Source organism: Sinosporangium siamense (assembly GCF_016863435.1).
In the GTDB taxonomy this organism is placed as follows: domain Bacteria; phylum Actinomycetota; class Actinomycetes; order Streptosporangiales; family Streptosporangiaceae; genus Sinosporangium; species Sinosporangium siamense.
On sequence record NZ_BOOW01000006.1, the window covers coordinates 423,646 to 440,352 of the forward strand.

Below are 16,707 nucleotides of genomic sequence, written 5' to 3' on the forward strand. Positions count from 1 at the left end.
GGCGCACTGTCGGAGGTGAGCGCTACGGTTTCGCGCATGCGAAGCAGTTACCTTGAGTGGGACGACGCGGTGACCCTGTTCGAGCGGCGGGGCCTGCCGGTAGGGACATACGAGAACCTCTACGAGGAGCAATACATCCTGGTTCCCGGTCCCGCCTCGGTGACCGGGGAGCTCCCCCTCGACGAGCACGGGCGGACCCCGTGGCAAGAGGGCACGCCCGACATGGCCACCGGATACGTCGTGGACGGCGACCTGACCGTCGACGGCAACATCGTCAACGTGGACGACGGCGCGGCGGCACTGATCGTCCTTGGCGACCTGCGGGCGAAGAACATCTTCCTGGAGGGCGACACGAAGCTGATCGTGCTCGGTCATGTGACGGCGGAGGCCTTCGTCGGCGACATGACCGGCAAGCTGGTGATGATCCACGGCGATCTGCGCACCGCCGTGACGATCTTCTGGAATGAGTTCTGTCCCGACCTGATCGCCGGCACCCTCCACGGCAGAACCCTTGCTCCGGCCTACCTCGACCTTTCCACCGCCCCCATCGGCGGCCTCGCCGACCCGGCGCCCGATGCCCCGCTCGGCGACCTCCTGGTCTCCGAACTCCTGATCACCGGCACCCCGGGCCCGGACGACCTACCCGAGATCGGCATCCGCGGGTCCGCCCTCCGTGAACGCCTTCTCGCCGGCCTCCCCCTCACCTCAGCCGGAATCTTGATGTGATCTCGGCTCTCTAGGGAGCAAAAAATTCGGCTGCGGCCCCCATGGAGGGGTGGGCCGCAGCCGTTCTGGTGTCGTCGGTGGATTAGGCGGTGGCGAGGATGCTGCCGTAGGCGCGGGCGGCCAGTTCGGCGAGGAGGGTGTGGGCGCCGATCGGCTCGGCGCGCCCGGCGCCGATGGACTCGGCAGCCGCGGCGATGAGCTCGTCGGCCTCGTTGCCGATCACGCACGGCGCCAGCGCGATGCGTTCGGCGCCGATGCCCCGCAGCCGCTCGGCGGCCTGGGCGACACTCGGCTGACCGTCGAGGCAGGCGGCCATGACGGGCAGAGTGAGCCGGGAGGCCAGCAGCACGGCCGTCGTCTCGACCGCCGCCATCGCCTCGGCGCCGCCGGTGGAGACGACGATGACCGCGTCCACCGGGCTCGACACGCTCAGCAGGCGCACCCGGTCGGCACGGGCGAGTCCGGCGTCGGCCAGACGCAGGTGCAGCGCCTCGGCGAGCAGGGGATGCGGGCCGAGGGGCTCGGCCACGACCGCTGTCGCCGTACACCCTTCGACCGCCTCGGCGACCAGCCGGTCGAGCTCGGGGTCGGGCCCGGTGGAGACGGTCACCACCACGGCGGCCATCATCTCCTCGGGTCTCACTTCGGCGAGCGACTCGAGTTCGGCTGACAGGTTGCCCGGGTCGCCTTTGAGACCGATGAGGCGCACCTCGATTTGGGGGTTGTCGGTTCTGATGACCGTGGCCAGTTCGGTCGCGACGTCGGCGGGTTCGCCGGACGTGACTAAGACCAGGGCGGGCGCCTCCGGCGGGAGCTGAGCGGGCACCGGCCGGCGGTGACGGCCGGATGGCCGAGGGGCACGCTCGCGTACGGGCAGGCTCGAAGGGGAAGATCCGTCACTCACAGCGCGGAGTTTAGGTGCAATCACGGCAGATTGTGACCGTTATCGGCGGCAATTGGGTCACAACAGCCACTGTAGGCACCATAAGCTCCCGGCCGAGGGCCGGAAGCTAGCTTCCGGCGGGTTCTCCGGCACCGGCCACGGCCCTTCTGATCGCCGCCGTCGCCGCCCGCGGATCGTCGGCGTACAGCCTCACCGTCCGCGCCTTCCCGCGCCCCGGAACCTCAAGCTCGTCCCTCAGCTCCACCACCACGTTGGTCTGCGAGGACACGGCGACCCTCAACACGCCGTGCGCCAGCCGTATGAGACCCTCCTCGTTGAAATTCGCCGAACTCCGCACGTCCGCCACCGCGGAATACGGCACAGCCAGCTCGAACAGCGCCCCGTATCTCACGAGCAGCACCCCCTCGCCCGCCACGTGCGGCCGCACCTGGCACGACACCGCCGTCGCCACCACCCCCAGCACACCCGAGACGTCGGCCGCCCCCACGGTCAACCGCAGCCAGAGGGGCACCCCGGAGGAGAACAGCAGTACCTCGACCGCCACGGTCTCCACCACCAGCACTCCGGCGAGGACGGGCATCATCCCGCGCTGGACGTCGGAGTAACCGATCGCGTGTCCGGGGACGGCGGGCGTACGCCGCACCGCCCACCTCGCCAGGTCACCGAGCGCGCGCAGCGTCGCCCGGATCACGCGTCACCCCCGGCGGTGATCCGCAGCACGGCCTTGCGCACCACCGCGGCCTGCGCGGGAGCGAGCCCCATCTCCTCAAGGAAGTCACCGTCGAACGGCCGCGTGTCGCCGGTCAGCCCCTCGCGGATCGCCTCGGCCAGCTCCGGCGGCACGAAAGCCGCCAGCTCCTCGGCCAGCGTGTCCACCCGCGGGTCGTCTTCTGCGGCGTCCGCGAGGGCTTCGATCCGCCGGTTGATGTCGATGCCGCGTTCCATCGTCTTGGGATCCCGCAGCGGCCCCACCAGGGCGAACATGTGCTGCTTCACCTGCGGATCCGCCGTGGTGTCCATGAGCGCCAGCAACTCGCGGTCGGTCTTGAACATCGCCGACTCGGGCACCTTCACACTCGCGAAGATCTCCGCGAGTTCGGGCGAGACGGCGTCGTCCGGATGGATCTCCTCCTTGGCGAGGAGCGCCGCCAGCCGCTCCCGCCGCCGCTCGATAGCCGCGGCCTGCCGCGCGAGGTCGCCGTCGAGCTCAAGCAGCACCTCACGCAGCTCCTTGCCACCGTTGTCGGCCAGAACGTCCCGCACCTCGGCCAGACTCAGTCCAAGCTCGGTCAACCGCCTGACCCGGGCCAGCAGCACGGCATCCTTGACGTTGTAGTCGCGATAGCCGCCTGCCGTACGCTCGGGCTCGGGCATGACACCCTGCTGGTGATAGTGGCGAACGGTCCGGGTCGACACCCCGACCATCTGCGCCAGCTCTCCGATCCGCATGTGGCCATTACAAACGTTGACGTAACGTGAACGTCAAGTCGTCTGTGGGGTCTCCGTCGGCCCAGGAGGTGCTTTAGCTGGCTACCTATCGCGATCTGACAATTACCAGCCACCCGCTGAATTCACCGAAACGGTCCTTCGCATGAGCTAGCCGCAGCACCTTCAAGTGTCCTGGAGACGAGTGGGGGGCCGGCCTTCCATTTCGGTGAACTCGGCTGCTGGAGAGTGGACGTGTTCCCCATCGAGGTGATGGCGACGACTTGACGTCCGGTGTGTACGGCGAAGCGGGGTTGCCGCTACGCCGGCCAGGGGCTGAAACGTCACCCTGGCCGGCCCTGCCTTATGGGTGGAAGCTATTGAAGTAGTCCGGCGGCAGCTTGTTGAGCCAGGCGTGGGCGACGCCGGTCCAGCCGATGCGTACGAAGTCGGCTTTGCCGTCGGCGTCGAGGTCGGCGAACTGGATGTCCTTGGGCGGCACCTCGGCGTCGCCGGCTATGCGGCCGATGTCGCGGTAGGTGCCTCCGGCGCCCCTGGCGCCCTCGTTGATCCAGGCCCTGGCGCCGCCCCGGGCGGTGATGAGGATGCGGTCGGCGCGTTTGTCGCCGTTGATGTCGGCATACCTGATCTCGCGGGGATTCTGCAGGCGTCCGCTGATTTCCTGGGGCGGGGTCCAGTCCAGGTACTTGCGCCCGTCCTTAAGTTGGAAGTCCCTGTTGTACCAGGCGGTGGTAGTGCCGTCCGGCTTGATCAGCAGGTAGTCGTCGCGACCGCCGCCGGTGACGTCCGCGAAGCGGATCTTGGTGCTCGGGTCGATGGTCAGCCTGTCCCCGTCGGAGCCGTTGGTGAAGACGCTCGCCACACCGTCGTATCTCTTCGTGCACATGCGGTGGCCGACCGGGGCGTCGACATTCCAGGTGCGGACGTCGATTTGGCCGGTCAGATGCACGATCAGGCAGTCGGGGAAGCCGTCACCGTCGACGTCGGCGAAGCGCAACATGTTGCCGACCGCGCCTCCGGGCGGATGGTAGGAGTGCGTGCCCTCCACGAAGGGCACCCAATGGGTGCCCGAGGGGCCGCCGTTCCACCAGAACCGGAAGTTCTGGTGCGGGTCGACGGTCACGAACTCGGCTTTGCCGTCCTTGTTGATGTCGACCATCCAGAACCGGTTGCTGGAGGGGAACTGCGTGGCCTGGATGACGCCGCGGTCGTCCCAGTGCGGGCCCAGCTTGTTCGTCGGGTCGGGCTGCGGGACGGTTATGCCGTCGCCGAAGTCCTCGCCTTTGCAGGGGTTGTCGCCCGCGTTCGGCGCCATCGGGTGCGGCTGGCGGATCAAACCCCTGTCCTTGGCCTCGCGGGCCGCCTTCACGAACGCCTCGCCGATCTTGCGGTAGCCGGCGCCGTTCGGGTGGATGCCGTCGGAGATCAGATCGGACGCACCCAGCCCGGTGATGTCGGTGTACACCACCCGCAGGCCTTCGCTGCCGAGCCGCCCGACCAGCTGGGCGATCTGGGCGGTGAACGCCTTGCCTCGCTGGTCGGTGCCCGCGTCGCGGAACGGCTGCATGCCGGCCACAAGCACGGTCACGCGCGAGTCGTCCGCGATGACCTGCCTGATCAGGGATTCGAGCCGCCCGATCGCGCCGCTCATCTGCTCGTCCCGGATGACGTCGTTCCCACCGGCGATGAGGGTGATGAGATTGGGCTGGTACGTCTTGACGGCGCACCGCGCCACGCCGGCGATGTCCGAGATCTTGTAACCGCTCCAGCCCTCGATGTCCCGGTCGGGCATGGTCCCGACCCGATGGGAGCCGACCCAGTTCACCTTGGGCGTGGTGTCCGCCGGGGGGACGGCCGTGGTCGTGCCCGCGTACAGGTCGTTGAACCCGCGGTCGGCCACGTCGCGGTAGCCGTTGCCGTCCGGGCTGCCCTCCCCGATCGTGGTGGAGGACCCCAGGCCCATCACCCGGAGGGAGTCCGCGGGGCCGTCGCCGTCGTCGTTCCGGGGCGGGGTGTTCGGGTCCGCCATCCCCGGCGGCAGGACGTTCGTGAAGCGGTCGAAGTCGAAGGGCAGCTCCCACTCCTTGTAGTTCTCGCCATCGACGATGAGCCGGTGCTTGGCCTTGAAGATGTCCCTGGCGAACTCGTCGTTCTGATCCTTGAGGGCGAGGGTGGCGGAGCCCCAGTTGTGGGCGGCCAGACTGTCCCGCAGGGCGTCGGTGGGGAAGCCGTTCCAGCTGATCAGGTCCGGCAGGTGCCACCGCTGCCAGTGGTTCTCCGGAAGCTCGCCCCGATTGGCGAAGCGGAGCGCGTGCGTGTCCCCGCTTTGCCGGTGATAAACGATTTTCGGGTGGTTGCCGTCCATCTCGATCTCGTGGGGCTCTCGCACGACGTATTTGCCGTGCTGCGAGGCCGCGACGTACTTGACCTGGTCGTGCTCGGTCCAGACCACGATGTGTTCCCAGTCGTGCCGGTGACCGTTGGTGGGGCCCAGGTTGCCGTCGAGCTTCTGGTCCTTCTGGAAATACAGCGCGTACTTGTGAGCGCACCAGCCGTTGGCGTTGCAGCGTGTGCGCGCGTACATGTTGCTGTTCTCGAGGTCGGACGGGTCGTGGCAGGCGCCGTTGACCGTGCCGCCGAGGCTCAGCCCCGGGTTCATGGTGCCGTCGCGGCCGATCGCCACCGACGGGTAGCAGCCGTCGCTGTCGTAGTCCATGAACGGCTGGAACTTGAGGTGGGCGGCGCTGGCGTTCTGCGGGATCTCGGAAGGCGGCGGCTCAGCCCACGCGGGCGACGTGACGCCCACGACCCCCAAGCCGACGACCAGGCTCACCACCAGAGCGTGAGCCACCATGCGCAACGAGCTTCTCAAGAACGTCCCTTCATAGCGGTGTGCCGGGCCATGGGGCCTCACCTCGTCGACGGTGCGGGCCGAGGTGGTGGTGCGGGACGCCACCGCCGCCGGGGTAACAGTGCCGACAGCCGAGCGTGGAGGGGTGACTTCATGACTCCACCAAAGGGGTAGGGATCTTATGGCGGGAGCAGTCTCCACTCTCTCGCTGATCGATCAACAGACCATTCCATGGCCAAACCGACCAAATCGGTGGAAGTTCGCCATGGGCTGGCGGGAGGGCTCAGGCCCTCGCGTACGGCGAAGCCGGCTGGGGGCCGCTACCCTCGCGGGCCGCGATCGGGGCGAGTGCGCTCCAATGAGAACAGGCTCACATCCGGGCTGTGGCCGCTCAGATAACGAGGATTCCGACTTGCTCCGGAGAGAAGTGGGCACAATGTCGGCCCCAAAAGGACTTGGCCATTACGGCGGTCACGGCAAGCTTCGTTCGGTGTCGCCCGGGGCGACCAGGCCGTGTTCGTAGGCGTAGATCGCCGCGTGGACGCGGGTGCGCAGGCCGAGCTTGGTGAGGATCCGGTTGACGTGGGTCTTCACCGTACCCTCCTCGATTGTGCACGCGGCGGCGATCTCGCTGTTGCTCAAACCCCGGGCCAGGAGCCGCAGCACGTCGTGTTCGCGTGGGGTCAGCAGGTCGAGTTCGCGTGTCGCCGGGCGGGGGGACAGGGTGGCCAGGCGGTCGACCAGGCGGCCGGTGACCTGGGGGTCGATCAGACCCCGGCCCTGGTGCAGCTCGCGCACCGCCGCGATCAGCACCTCGGGGTCGCTGTCCTTGAGCAGGAACCCGGCGCCGCCGGCGAGCAGCGCACCGAACAGATACTCGTCGAGGTCGAACGTCGTCAATGCCAGCATTCTCGGCGGGGACTCGGTGGCGCTGAGGCGGCGGATCGCGGCGATGCCGTCCATCTGCGGCATCCGGAGGTCCATCACCACCACGTCGGGCCGCCGCCACAACGCCTGATGCACCGCCTCGGCGCCGTTGGCCGCCGTCGCGACGACCTCGATGTCGGGCTCGCCGTCGAGGATCAGCCGCAGCGCGTCACGCGCCGCCTCCTGGTCGTCGGCGATCAGCACACGGATGGTCACCAGCCGGTCCTCTCCTTCGGCAATTCGGCCCACACTCGCCACCCGCCCGTCTCCGTCGGCCCCACAGAGAGGGTGCCGTCGAGCCGGCGCACCCGTTCCCGCATGCCGCGGATGCCCTGTCCCTCGACCTCCGGCATGTGTACGGCACAGCCGCCGTTGTCGAGCACCTCGATGCGCAGATAGCGATTGTCCTGCCTGAGGTAGACGGCGACCTCGGTGGCGTCGGAGTGACGTGCGACGTTGGTCAGCGCCTCCTGAACCACCCGGTAGGCCGTCTGGTCGACGGTGGGCGGCAGCGCGCCCCCGGCTCCCGTGTGGTGCACGCCGATCCGCCGGCCAGGGGAGGTCATCTGAGCGGCCAGCCGTTCCAGATCGGCAACCCCCGACTGGGTGCCGGTCGGTTCGTTCAGGGTCCGCATGAGGTCGCGCACCTCGCCGAGCGCGGACTGCGACAGCTCCGAGATCGTGTCCAGGGCCCGCTTGGCCGTGGCGTCGCCGGCCACCCGGCCGGTCGCCGAGGACTGGAGGCGGATCGCGGTCAGATAGTGGCCCACGCTGTCGTGCACGTTCCGCGCCAGCCAGGCGCGTTCCTCGGCCATCACGCGCTCGGTCTCGGCGCGCTGCAACCGCAGCCTCTGTTCGGCGCGTTCGCGGTGCAGCCGCAACGCGTAACCGGTGGCCACCGGAGCGATCCCGGCGATCAGCATGTTGGTGAGGATCGGGAGCTGCCCGGTGATGAGCATCGCGACGCCGATCGTCCACAACGCCGAGACGGCCAGCACCAGGCCGGGGTTGCGCGGCCGGTGGTAGACGGCGGCGCTGAAGACGCCCATCGTGACCAGCATCGCCTCCCAGCGGTGCAGGTGCGCCATGTCGATCAGCGCGACCGCGGCGGACACCCCGGCGGCGGTCAGCGGCAGCACGCGCCGGGCGAGCAGCGGGAGGCTCACCCCGGCGCTCAAGACGACGAGGAGCGGCAGGTCCACAGGGACCGGCCGCTCCGAGATCGTCGCCTGCCAGACCGTGAGAAGCGTCAGGAGGGTCGCCACGACCACGACGAGCAGGATGTCCCGCAGGTAGCGCATGTCACGATGATGCCGGACCGCACGTCGTGCCCTTCGCCGGGAGGTTCCCCGTGGTCAGATAGGTGTTCACGTGCTTACGGACGCATGGGTGCCCGGACCAGTAGAGCGCGTGGCCGCCCTTGGCCGGCAGATATCGGGCGCTCTTGAGAGCCGCGGCCACCCGGCGGCCGTGCGCGGGCGGTGTCGCGTGGTCGTAGTCCCCGTTGGCGACCAGGATCGGCGGCAGGCCCCGCGGGTTGATCGGGCGGGGCGGATAGGTCGTCGTCTTCGGCAGACCGCCGCAGTGCATCGCCATCACCCACGCCGAGGTCCAGCCGATTCGCGGCGCGACAGCGCGCAACCGGCGCTCCAAGCCCTTCACCTCGCGATATTTCGTGGGATAAGGGAAGTCGGCGCAGTACATGACCCGGCTGAGCGCCGGATCCGGCGCACCGGCAGGGAACTTGGCGAACAGGGTGGCGTCCCCCGCGTGCGCCCCGGCCAGAGCCTTGGCCAGCCCCGGCCACGCGCTCTCGAACGCCACGGGCGACCGGGAGGCGATCAAGGTGTCCCGCACCGTGACCTTCGCTCCCGCGCCGGGCGCGGGGATCGGCCGCCTGGCGGCGCGGGCCATGACCTCGTCCCACACCTTGAGCAGGTCCTTGCCGTGGAGCGCGCAGCTCGCGGTCCCGGCGCACCAGGCGGCGAAGCGGCGCAGGTTGCCCTCCTGGGTCTTGGCCTGGGGGGTCAGCCAGTCGATCCAGGACGTGTCGGTGTGGTCGAGGACGCTGTCCAGATACATCCGGCCCACGCGGTCCGGGAAGGTGCCGGCGTAGATCTGGCCGACGACGGTGCCGTACGAGTTGCCGAAGTAGTTGAGTTTCGCCTCGCCCAGCGCACCGCGGATCGCGTCCATGTCGCGGACGACCTGCCACGAGTTCAACCTGCCCGCCAGCGGCCCCGCGGCCTCGGCGCACCCTTCCCCGAAACGGCGATTGTCGGCACGGTAGGCCTCGTAGGTCGCCCGATCGGGCATCACCCACTCCACGTCCTCGGGGATGGGATACGAGGTGGGGCACTTGACCTCGGTGCTCGCCTCGAAGCCGCGCGGATCGGAGGTGACGACGTCGAACCACTGCGTGAGGTCGGCGAAGGAGTCCTTGGTCTGGCGCAGCACCGAGATCTGCTGCGCGGGCCCGCCCATGTTGATGAACAGCGTGCCCTTCCGCGTGGCAGGATCCTTCGCGGGCAACTTGGCGAGCCCCAGCGTGATCTCCTTCCCCCGCGGATCGCCCCAGTGAACGGGCACCTGAAGCTCGGCACACTGCAACCCGTCCCCGCAGTCCCGCCACGACAGCCCCTCCTTGGCCGCCGCAGGAGACGCCGCCGCGAGCGTGGCGAGCAACCCCGCACAGAGCACGGTAGTGATCGTCTTCTTCATGCCCCCAACCCTGACCGCTCCCGGCACCCCGCGGCGTCTACCTTTCGATAGATCCCCCCCAGCGCATAAACCTGTTGTGAGCGCCACGCCTCAAGGACTTTCATGAACTCCATCGAAAGAGAGATGAGGGAGGCCTGTGCCGACGCACAAGCGAGCGCGCCCGGATGCCGCACGCGACGCCGGGGACCGGCTCAAACTGCACCGCAGGCGGATGCACGCGGACGGTCGCGACTACACCGTGATCACCTTGCGGCCGGACGCCGGGGCACGCTTCTCCACCAACCGCTACCACGACACCTGGCACGTCCTATCCGACGTCTACGGCGCACGCCTGATGGGCCGGCTGCTCTGGGGGTTGTCCTTCCAACGCCGCCCCGGCACGCTCATCGTCATCGATCGACAGCACCTCACTCCCAACCCGTTCGACGCCGCCCCCGCAGACCCCGTCATGCTGGTCTCCGCGCATCTCACGACCCTGACGCCCCGGGCGGCGCGCCGTCTTGTCGCACCGCTTCCCTCCGAGGGCACGGTTCGCTGGCATACGTGGGGACTGGACGCCGAGGTCGCGCGGCTGCGAGGGCCTGCGGCGTGGGACTGGGAACCGCTTGCCGATACGCGTGGGGCGGCGGTGGAGCGCGTCGGGGGAGCGCTCGTCCTGCGGGCGCCGCCGACTCGGTTGCGGGAATGGGCCGCCAACGTGGCGCGGCTCGGGGACGACCTTCACGGGCGCATGGATTATGTCGCGCTCCAGACCACGAGATATTGGAGCAGCTGGGCGATCGACGGTGAGATGCAGATCTTCAGTGACTACCGTCAGCGGGTCGCCGTCGCCCGGGTCGCCAGGCGGGAGGTGCTCGCCGGACTGCCCGCGCCCCGAGTCCCCGCCGAGGTGGAGCCGATCATCTGGGAGCACGCCGGGGCGGTGCGCAGCCGCCGCCACCCCGCCGTGGCGTCACGGCGAAGCGGCGCTTGACCCGGGCGCGACACCCCTGCGCACAAACCTGTGGTGAGCACGAATGGAGGGGGCGTGCCGAAGACGCCCCCTGCGCAGGGTGTCAGGCGCCCACCCGGGACACGATCGCGCGATAAGGGCGGAGCACGACGTTGAGCCATTCCAGGCCGTCGGGGGTGTCCAGGTCGACGTGGAGCGGGGTGGGGGAGAGCGGCGCCGGGCCGCAGCGGTCGCTGTAGAGCACGATGCTGCGGTTGGGCAGGTCGCGCCGGGAGATCCAGTCCAGCCCGGCCGCCGTCGGGTCGAGGCAGCGCAGCCAGCGCGACCAGTTCCGCGTCTGCTCGTATTCGGTCGGTGGCGCCTGGATCAGCCACTCGTCCTGCGCCACCGCCGCCAGCGCCGGAGTGCTGGTCAGCGAGATCAGGGGAAGCTCGCGCGCGGTCTCCACCAGCGACAGCCGCTTGCCCGCCACCGCCTGGAAGGGCAGCACCCGGGGTCCGCCGCCGTCGAAGGTGACCGACCGCAGCAGGCACTCGGCCAGGGCGGTCGTCTGCCCGCGTCCCAGATAGCAGTGGTCGTAGCCGTCGTCCTCGCTGCCGTCGAACCGGCCGCCCATCATGCCGGGCACGGGACGCAGCCGGGTGAACTCGCCGGGTCCCTGCGCCCGGTTGTGGACTCGCCAGAGGAACGTCCCCCGGGGAAGCAGGACCCGGTGCGGCGTCCCCCGGTGCTGGAGGGGAGGCAATTGGGGCGGCATCTCAGTACGGCTCCAGCATCGCGCGTGCCGCCTCGGTGAGCCGATCGTCGTCCACGCCGTGTTCCAGCAGCCGCGCCGGCACGTCGCCGAGGAGCGCGTTGCCGCGCAACCACCAGTCGGCGGTGCCCCACGGATCGCGGCGCGCGTCGAGGATCTCGTTGACGGTGAGTACCACCGGGATCGGCGCCCCGTCCCCGCCGAACTGGAACGACGGTACGGCGACGCCCCCGTCGGGCCGCTCCAGCCGGAGCAGGCCCGGCACTGCCGGATCACGCAGCTCGTCGGCGCTCAGCGACGGCGTCCTGAGCAGCGCCTGCCGGACCGCCGCCATCGCCTCGGAGTACCAGGTGTCGAAGGACACCTCGACCCCGGAACCGGGCGGAAGTCTGGTCGGATCGAGCGCCGCCAGATGGGGCGATATCTCCCGTAACCGCTCCACCGCGGCGGCCAGATCGCCGGCCACCGCCGTGCCCCGATATGTCACACTCGCTCCGCTGATCGCGGACTGCAGGTCGTGATCGCGGGGCAGCCCTCTGTGCAGCAGCGTGAGCACGTCGTTCCAGGTGCGCCTCGCCTGAACGGATCTCTCCTCGGTGATGCGCTGGAGCAGTGCCAGCAGCCGTGCCGACTCGGCGGGGCCGAGTAACTCCCGGATCTCATCCAGGCGTCCCACCATGGTGGTCACGAACTCTGTCGCGGGCAACGGCGAGCCCTCCCTGTTTTTCTCGACCGGTACTCACCCGATGCCCCCGTGGCCGCGCTTCCATCCATATAAATCGCGACCATCTCCGCCAGGACAACAACCCTGCCGCCCTGGGGTATACGGCCTTCCCCTCGGCGACGCCATCCGACCCATGGGCGGTGGATCTTTAGGGATTGGTCCGGCAGGACGGGAACGTCGCAGACGCCGAGTCCGCCGCCCCGATTCGCACCGGCCTGAGGGGAGCGAAAGGCTGGCCGGGGCCGAGGGGGAGTGGCGGGGCGTGGAATGATTGCGCGGGTGAGTGGCACAGCCGACAATGCGGCCGATCAGGTGGGCAGGCCGGAGGATGGGGAGTCGTCCGGGACGTCGCGCAAGGCGCGTGGGGTCAGGCGTGGGCGCAAGGAGTCCGCGGCCAAGCAGAACCGGGCGGCCACGGAGGCGGCCCTCCGTGAGGCGGCGTTGCGGCTGCTTGAGCGTGACGGTGTGCTCGCGGGGCTCAACCTGCAGGAGGTCGCCGACGAGGCGGGCGTCAACCGCGGGCTCATCCACCACTATTTCGGGAGCCGCCGGGCGCTGCTGCGCGCCGCACTTGAGGCGAGGAAGGACGCGGGGGCGGAGGTCTTCGCCCGGATGCGCACCAGGGAGGTCCCGGACAAGGAGTTGTGGGGGTTCCGGGTCAACGTCCGCAATCCGACCTACGCGCGGGTGCTCATGCTGCTCGCCCTGGACGGCGACGAGGACTTCAAGCCCATGGCCTACTTCGAGGACCGGCTCGCCGACCTTGAGCGGGAGCAGGGGGAGAGCGGGCTGGACCTCGCCGCGGTCCTGGTGATGTGGGACAGCTTCATGTACGGCTACTTCGTCATGCGTACGGCTTTCGCCCGCCAGTTGGGCGTGGAGCCGGCCGAGCTCGACGCCCGGGTCATGGAGACCTTCGCCCGGCTGACGGGCCGCACGGGCTGACCTGTTCCCCACGCAGGCGTCCCCTCCTGTGACGGGCCGCACGGCGCCGAACACCCCCACGTAGGTGACCCTGCCTGAGAACCCCCTGAGAGGGGACGTGGGGGATATATCCGAAATGGGGGTCAAAGCGAGGTATGCGGCTTGACCCTTGTCCACTCTCATGTTTCTCTTTAGCGAATCGCTAAAACAAAGGAGCCGGCGCCACCGGCTCCGAGGAGGATGTCGTGGCAGGGACGAGATCGACGGCCGATGGGACAAATCCCCCCCGACGCTGGCAAAAACACGGGGTACGGCTGTCGCGGGCGCTGGCCGTACAGCACAGGCTGCACGCGACCGCGGCTCTGGCGCTCGCGGCCGTCGTCGGGCTCTCCGCCTGCGGGGCGGGCGGCGGCGCGGGCGGCAAGACGGCGCCGGATGTGAAGACGCTGGCCGCGCAGACCAGGATGAGTGCGGTCGTGCAGACCGACAAGGGGCCGATCAAAGGCGTCGTCGAGAGTAATGTGCGCGTCTTCCAGGGCGTGCCGTACGCCAAGCCGCCCCTCGGGGAGCTGCGCTGGGCCTCCCCGCAGCCCGCCGAACCCTGGACGGAGACGCTGGACGCCGGCGAGCCCGGGAGCATCTGCCCGCAGGACAAGCAGATGGGCACAGGGGGCAGCGAGAACGAGGACTGCCTCTATCTCAACGTCACCGCGCCGGTCACCGACCGGAAGAAGTTGCCGGTGTTCGTCTGGATCCACGGCGGGGTCGGTGTCGCGGGGAGTGGTTCCGAGTACGACGCGCGGCGCCTGGCCACGGTCGGGCAAATGGTCGTGGTGACGTTCAACTACCGGATCGGCATCTTCGGCACCCTCTCCCACCCCAAGCTCGACGCGAGTTCGGAGACGGGCACCTCCGGCGGTTTCGGCTCGGAGGACCAGCGGGCCGTGATGCGCTGGGTCAAGGCCAACGCGGCGGCGTTCGGAGGTGACCCGCGCAACGTGACGATCGCCGGCGAGAAGAATATCGGGAAATATGTCCCGTCTTACTTCTTCGAGTTCGCCGAGCAGATCACGACCAAGCCGACTCCCCCCTCGAAGGTCGTGCCGGGCGCGGTGCACGGGTCGGACGTGCCATATCTGTTTGAGTATCAGCGCCGCCCTGCGCCGTTCACCGCAAAGCAGAAGCGCTTCGCCGAGAAAATGATCAAATATTGGGCTAACTTCGCGGCGAAGGGTAACCCTAACGGCAGTGGCTTGCCGGAGTGGCCCGTCTCGACGATCCTGCGCGGCCACGGCCAGTCGCTGGACTCCGACGGGAAAGGGATTCGCCAGGCGGATCTGGCGCGGGCCCATAAGTGTCAGTTCTGGAATGAGTTGTACCCTCAGTAGGGTTTTCTACAGCCATCGGATAAATACCGCTTACGGCTTGGGGGCGACCGAGGGGTATCGCCGCATCCGGGCATAGGCCGACTCATAGGCGTGGTTAGCGAATCGCTAACCACATGTGGCCGGGTTCCGATCATGGGCAATCGGGGCCCGGCCACTGCTGTTCGGCGAATCACCGCTGACATGGAGTGGGAGGGCTCTACCAGGGCAAGGTGGTATCGCGAGGCTGAAGACTCCTGTGAATCACCCGGCATTCCCTCCGCCCGGGCCGGCGCCGCGAAGGTTGCGGTGTGTGGCGGCGGGGAAGGAGGCGGGCGAGGACTGCGACGCGTAAGCAGGAAAAGGCTTGCTGAGCGACTGACGGTGAGTTAGCTTTTGGTGAGCCGGGTGAGTGAACATTGTTGCTGCACACATGTCGTTTTGTCATGCCTGCGATCGTCGGCAAGGGCGTAAGAACGTTCCACCGATGGATGTCGGACACCACGTGTTCGGATGGTTTTCGTGTTCACAAGGTATCCTGGTTGTACTGGCGATTTTCGTATGTTGTAACGACACTTCTATGAGTGGCGAGCTCATATGGGGTGCAAGTTATATGCAGGCCCTTGTGCCAATAATGTGCCGGGTGTCGGCTGATGTCCAGCACGGCGCTCATCGCCCCGACTTGTGCGGTAGAGAAGCACTCAGATATAGCGCCTTCCGGGCCATCGGTTTCCACAGCTATCGCCGATCCGATTCGCCCGCTGAAGTCACCGGTGATCATAAACCCCAGGTGACAACTCGGTCAGACCCATGCAAGGAGGCGGCGGTGCCCCCCACGTTGCGCTACCTAGGCATCCACATCGAGGCCTCCTGAACCCCTCCCCGCCCCACCGAGAAAGTGATGTGCGTTGACCTCCAATGCCGTGCTGCTGGACCTCCTAGACCGCGCCGCCTCCGCCCGGTCACGCCCCGCCCGAGCACTCGCCCTCCTCGCCCTGGCCGAGGACCGCATGACCGACGACGACACGTTCGACGCCGTGCACACATCCGCGACATACGGCACGCACAGCGGCGGGGCCCGGTCGATCGTCCATGACGGCGCACCCGAGGTCGCCGGCGAGGCGGTGAGCACCCCGGGCACAGACGACCTCGGCGGCCACGCGAGCGTGCCACCGGTCGAGCAGGAGGTCCTGCCGGGCCGGGCGGGGGAGCACCCGGCACACGCTCGCGCTGACGGCCCGGCGCCGGCCGGGCCCGCCCACATGCCGCTCGGCGCGGCCAACGCGCTTCTCCTCGACCTCTACGAGCAGGTGGTCGGCCCGCACATCACCTGCCTGGCCGACTGCCCCACCTGCGCGGCACAACTGCAGCTCGCCTTCACCACCGCCGACGTCCGGGGATCACAACCCCCGCCGCTCGCCGGCCCCCACTCGGTCACCGCCGGCTCCCGCCGGGCCACCTTCCGGCTACCCACCTGGGCCGACCTGGCAGCCCTGGCCGACACACCGGGAAGCGACGGGGCCAACCTCCTCGCCCGCTGCGTCCTGCGCGTGGACGTCACCACCCCTGCCTCCGCCGACCCCACCCCGGCTCCGTCCGAGCCCGTGGACACTGCGAAGGCAGCCGCTGAGGCCGGCGTGCCCGCATCCGGTGAGACCGGCGCGGACCTCCCCACATCGCCGGATCCCGACGCTCACATCCCGGAGGCGGCCCTCGCCCCGCCCGCCGAGCCCTCCGGCCAGGCCGAGGCGTACGGCGAAGCCGTAATAGAGGTCGAGGAATACGGCGAAGCCGTGACGCAGGCCGACGAGACCGACGAGGCCGGGATCGAGACGACCGTCCCCCCCTCCCTGGCCCGCGCCGTGGCCGAGGAGATGGAACGTGCCGACCCGATGGCCGAAACCCGCGTGGCGGTGACCTGCGACCAGTGTGGTGAGTCCTTCGAGGGGCGGTTCGACCTCGTCGAGCACCTCTGGTCCCACCTGGCGATGTTCCGAGTACGCCTGCTGGCCGAGGTTCACGAGATAGCCTCCGCGTACGGCTGGAGCGAGGCGGACATCCTGGCCATCCCGCAGACCCGCCGGCAGAGCTACATCGACTTAATCCGCGCGGGAGTCGCCAGATGATCGTCGAGGGCGGCGGTGATGGGCCGTGAGCGACTACTTCGCCCGGCTGCTGGGCAGCGAGGCCTCGGAGGATCGGGGCACACAGGTCGCCGCCCTCCGCCCCCACCTGTGGGCACGCTCCGACAGGACCGCCGACGACACGGAGGACAAGCGGTCGGATACCTCCGGCCCCTCCCTCGACGACGGGGACGAATTCGCCGGCGATGGGAGCGTGACACCCCAGGAGGCGAACGTGCCCTTTCAGACGGCCGACCCGGCTTCGCCGTACTCCGCCATGCAAGAGGCGAT

14 protein-coding genes are annotated in these 16,707 nt (G+C 68.9%); 5 read left to right on the forward strand and 9 right to left on the reverse strand.

Translation table 11 applies throughout. The features are described 5' to 3' along the window. The first annotated feature begins 36 nt into the window (after positions 1–36). Positions 37–726 carry a hypothetical protein gene (locus Ssi02_RS03875; RefSeq protein WP_204021048.1) on the forward strand — a complete coding sequence of 230 codons (690 nt, stop codon included), beginning with the start codon at positions 37–39 and terminating at the stop codon, positions 724–726. Positions 727–808: 82 nt separating this feature from the next. Here Ssi02_RS03875 and Ssi02_RS03880 read toward each other — a convergent pair whose 3' ends face one another. From Ssi02_RS03880 to Ssi02_RS03910, 7 genes are all read right to left on the reverse strand, one after another. Continuing rightward, the gene (locus tag Ssi02_RS03880; RefSeq protein ID WP_239128577.1) at positions 809–1,552 is read right to left on the reverse strand and encodes a sirohydrochlorin chelatase; all 744 of its coding nucleotides are present in this window, start codon (positions 1,550–1,552) and stop codon (positions 809–811) included. Between the two features lie 184 nt (positions 1,553–1,736). Further along, positions 1,737–2,321, reverse strand: a complete 585-nt coding sequence (locus tag Ssi02_RS03885; protein WP_204021052.1) for a hypothetical protein — start codon at positions 2,319–2,321, stop codon at positions 1,737–1,739. Further along, on the reverse strand, positions 2,318–3,079 hold the full coding sequence (locus tag Ssi02_RS03890; RefSeq protein WP_204021054.1) for a MerR family transcriptional regulator: 762 nt from the start codon (positions 3,077–3,079) through the stop codon (positions 2,318–2,320). The genes Ssi02_RS03885 and Ssi02_RS03890 overlap by 4 nt, the downstream gene beginning before the upstream one ends. A gap of 340 nt (positions 3,080–3,419) precedes the next feature. Beyond that, positions 3,420–5,948, reverse strand: coding sequence for an NPP1 family protein (locus Ssi02_RS03895; protein WP_204021056.1), 2,529 nt, complete (start codon positions 5,946–5,948; stop codon positions 3,420–3,422). A gap of 450 nt (positions 5,949–6,398) precedes the next feature. Then, complete coding sequence (locus Ssi02_RS03900; protein WP_239128578.1) at positions 6,399–7,070, reverse strand: response regulator; 672 nt, start codon at positions 7,068–7,070, stop codon at positions 6,399–6,401. Beyond that, on the reverse strand, positions 7,067–8,155 hold the full coding sequence (locus tag Ssi02_RS03905; protein WP_204021058.1) for a sensor histidine kinase: 1,089 nt from the start codon (positions 8,153–8,155) through the stop codon (positions 7,067–7,069). Before Ssi02_RS03905 ends, Ssi02_RS03900 begins: the two co-directional genes overlap by 4 nt. 1 nt (position 8,156) lies before the next feature. After that, positions 8,157–9,575 (reverse strand): alpha/beta hydrolase, encoded by a 1,419-nt coding sequence (locus tag Ssi02_RS03910; RefSeq protein WP_204021060.1) that lies wholly within the window; start codon positions 9,573–9,575, stop codon positions 8,157–8,159. Between the two features lie 136 nt (positions 9,576–9,711). Here Ssi02_RS03910 and Ssi02_RS03915 point away from each other — a divergent pair, with 136 nt between their 5' ends. Next, positions 9,712–10,548: a hypothetical protein gene (locus Ssi02_RS03915; protein WP_204021061.1), complete on the forward strand. Its 837-nt coding sequence runs from the start codon at positions 9,712–9,714 to the stop codon at positions 10,546–10,548. A gap of 82 nt (positions 10,549–10,630) precedes the next feature. Here Ssi02_RS03915 and Ssi02_RS03920 read toward each other — a convergent pair whose 3' ends face one another. Both Ssi02_RS03920 and Ssi02_RS03925 read right to left on the reverse strand, forming a co-directional pair. Then, positions 10,631–11,284, reverse strand: a complete 654-nt coding sequence (locus tag Ssi02_RS03920; protein ID WP_204021063.1) for an RES domain-containing protein — start codon at positions 11,282–11,284, stop codon at positions 10,631–10,633. 1 nt (position 11,285) lies between these two features. Then, positions 11,286–11,987: a hypothetical protein gene (locus Ssi02_RS03925; RefSeq protein ID WP_204021065.1), complete on the reverse strand. Its 702-nt coding sequence runs from the start codon at positions 11,985–11,987 to the stop codon at positions 11,286–11,288. Between the two features lie 297 nt (positions 11,988–12,284). Between Ssi02_RS03925 and Ssi02_RS03930 the strand changes: the two genes are divergently transcribed. The 3 genes from Ssi02_RS03930 (at position 12,285) to Ssi02_RS03940 (ending at position 16,419) form a co-directional block, all read left to right on the forward strand. Then, on the forward strand, positions 12,285–12,950 hold the full coding sequence (locus Ssi02_RS03930) for a TetR/AcrR family transcriptional regulator (protein WP_204021067.1): 666 nt from the start codon (positions 12,285–12,287) through the stop codon (positions 12,948–12,950). A 224-nt stretch (positions 12,951–13,174) separates the two neighbouring features. Continuing rightward, positions 13,175–14,317, forward strand: a complete 1,143-nt coding sequence (locus Ssi02_RS03935; RefSeq protein ID WP_204021068.1) for a carboxylesterase family protein — start codon at positions 13,175–13,177, stop codon at positions 14,315–14,317. 884 nt (positions 14,318–15,201) lie between these two features. Continuing rightward, positions 15,202–16,419: a hypothetical protein gene (locus tag Ssi02_RS03940; RefSeq protein ID WP_204021070.1), complete on the forward strand. Its 1,218-nt coding sequence runs from the start codon at positions 15,202–15,204 to the stop codon at positions 16,417–16,419. The last annotated feature ends 288 nt before the right edge of the window (positions 16,420–16,707 follow it).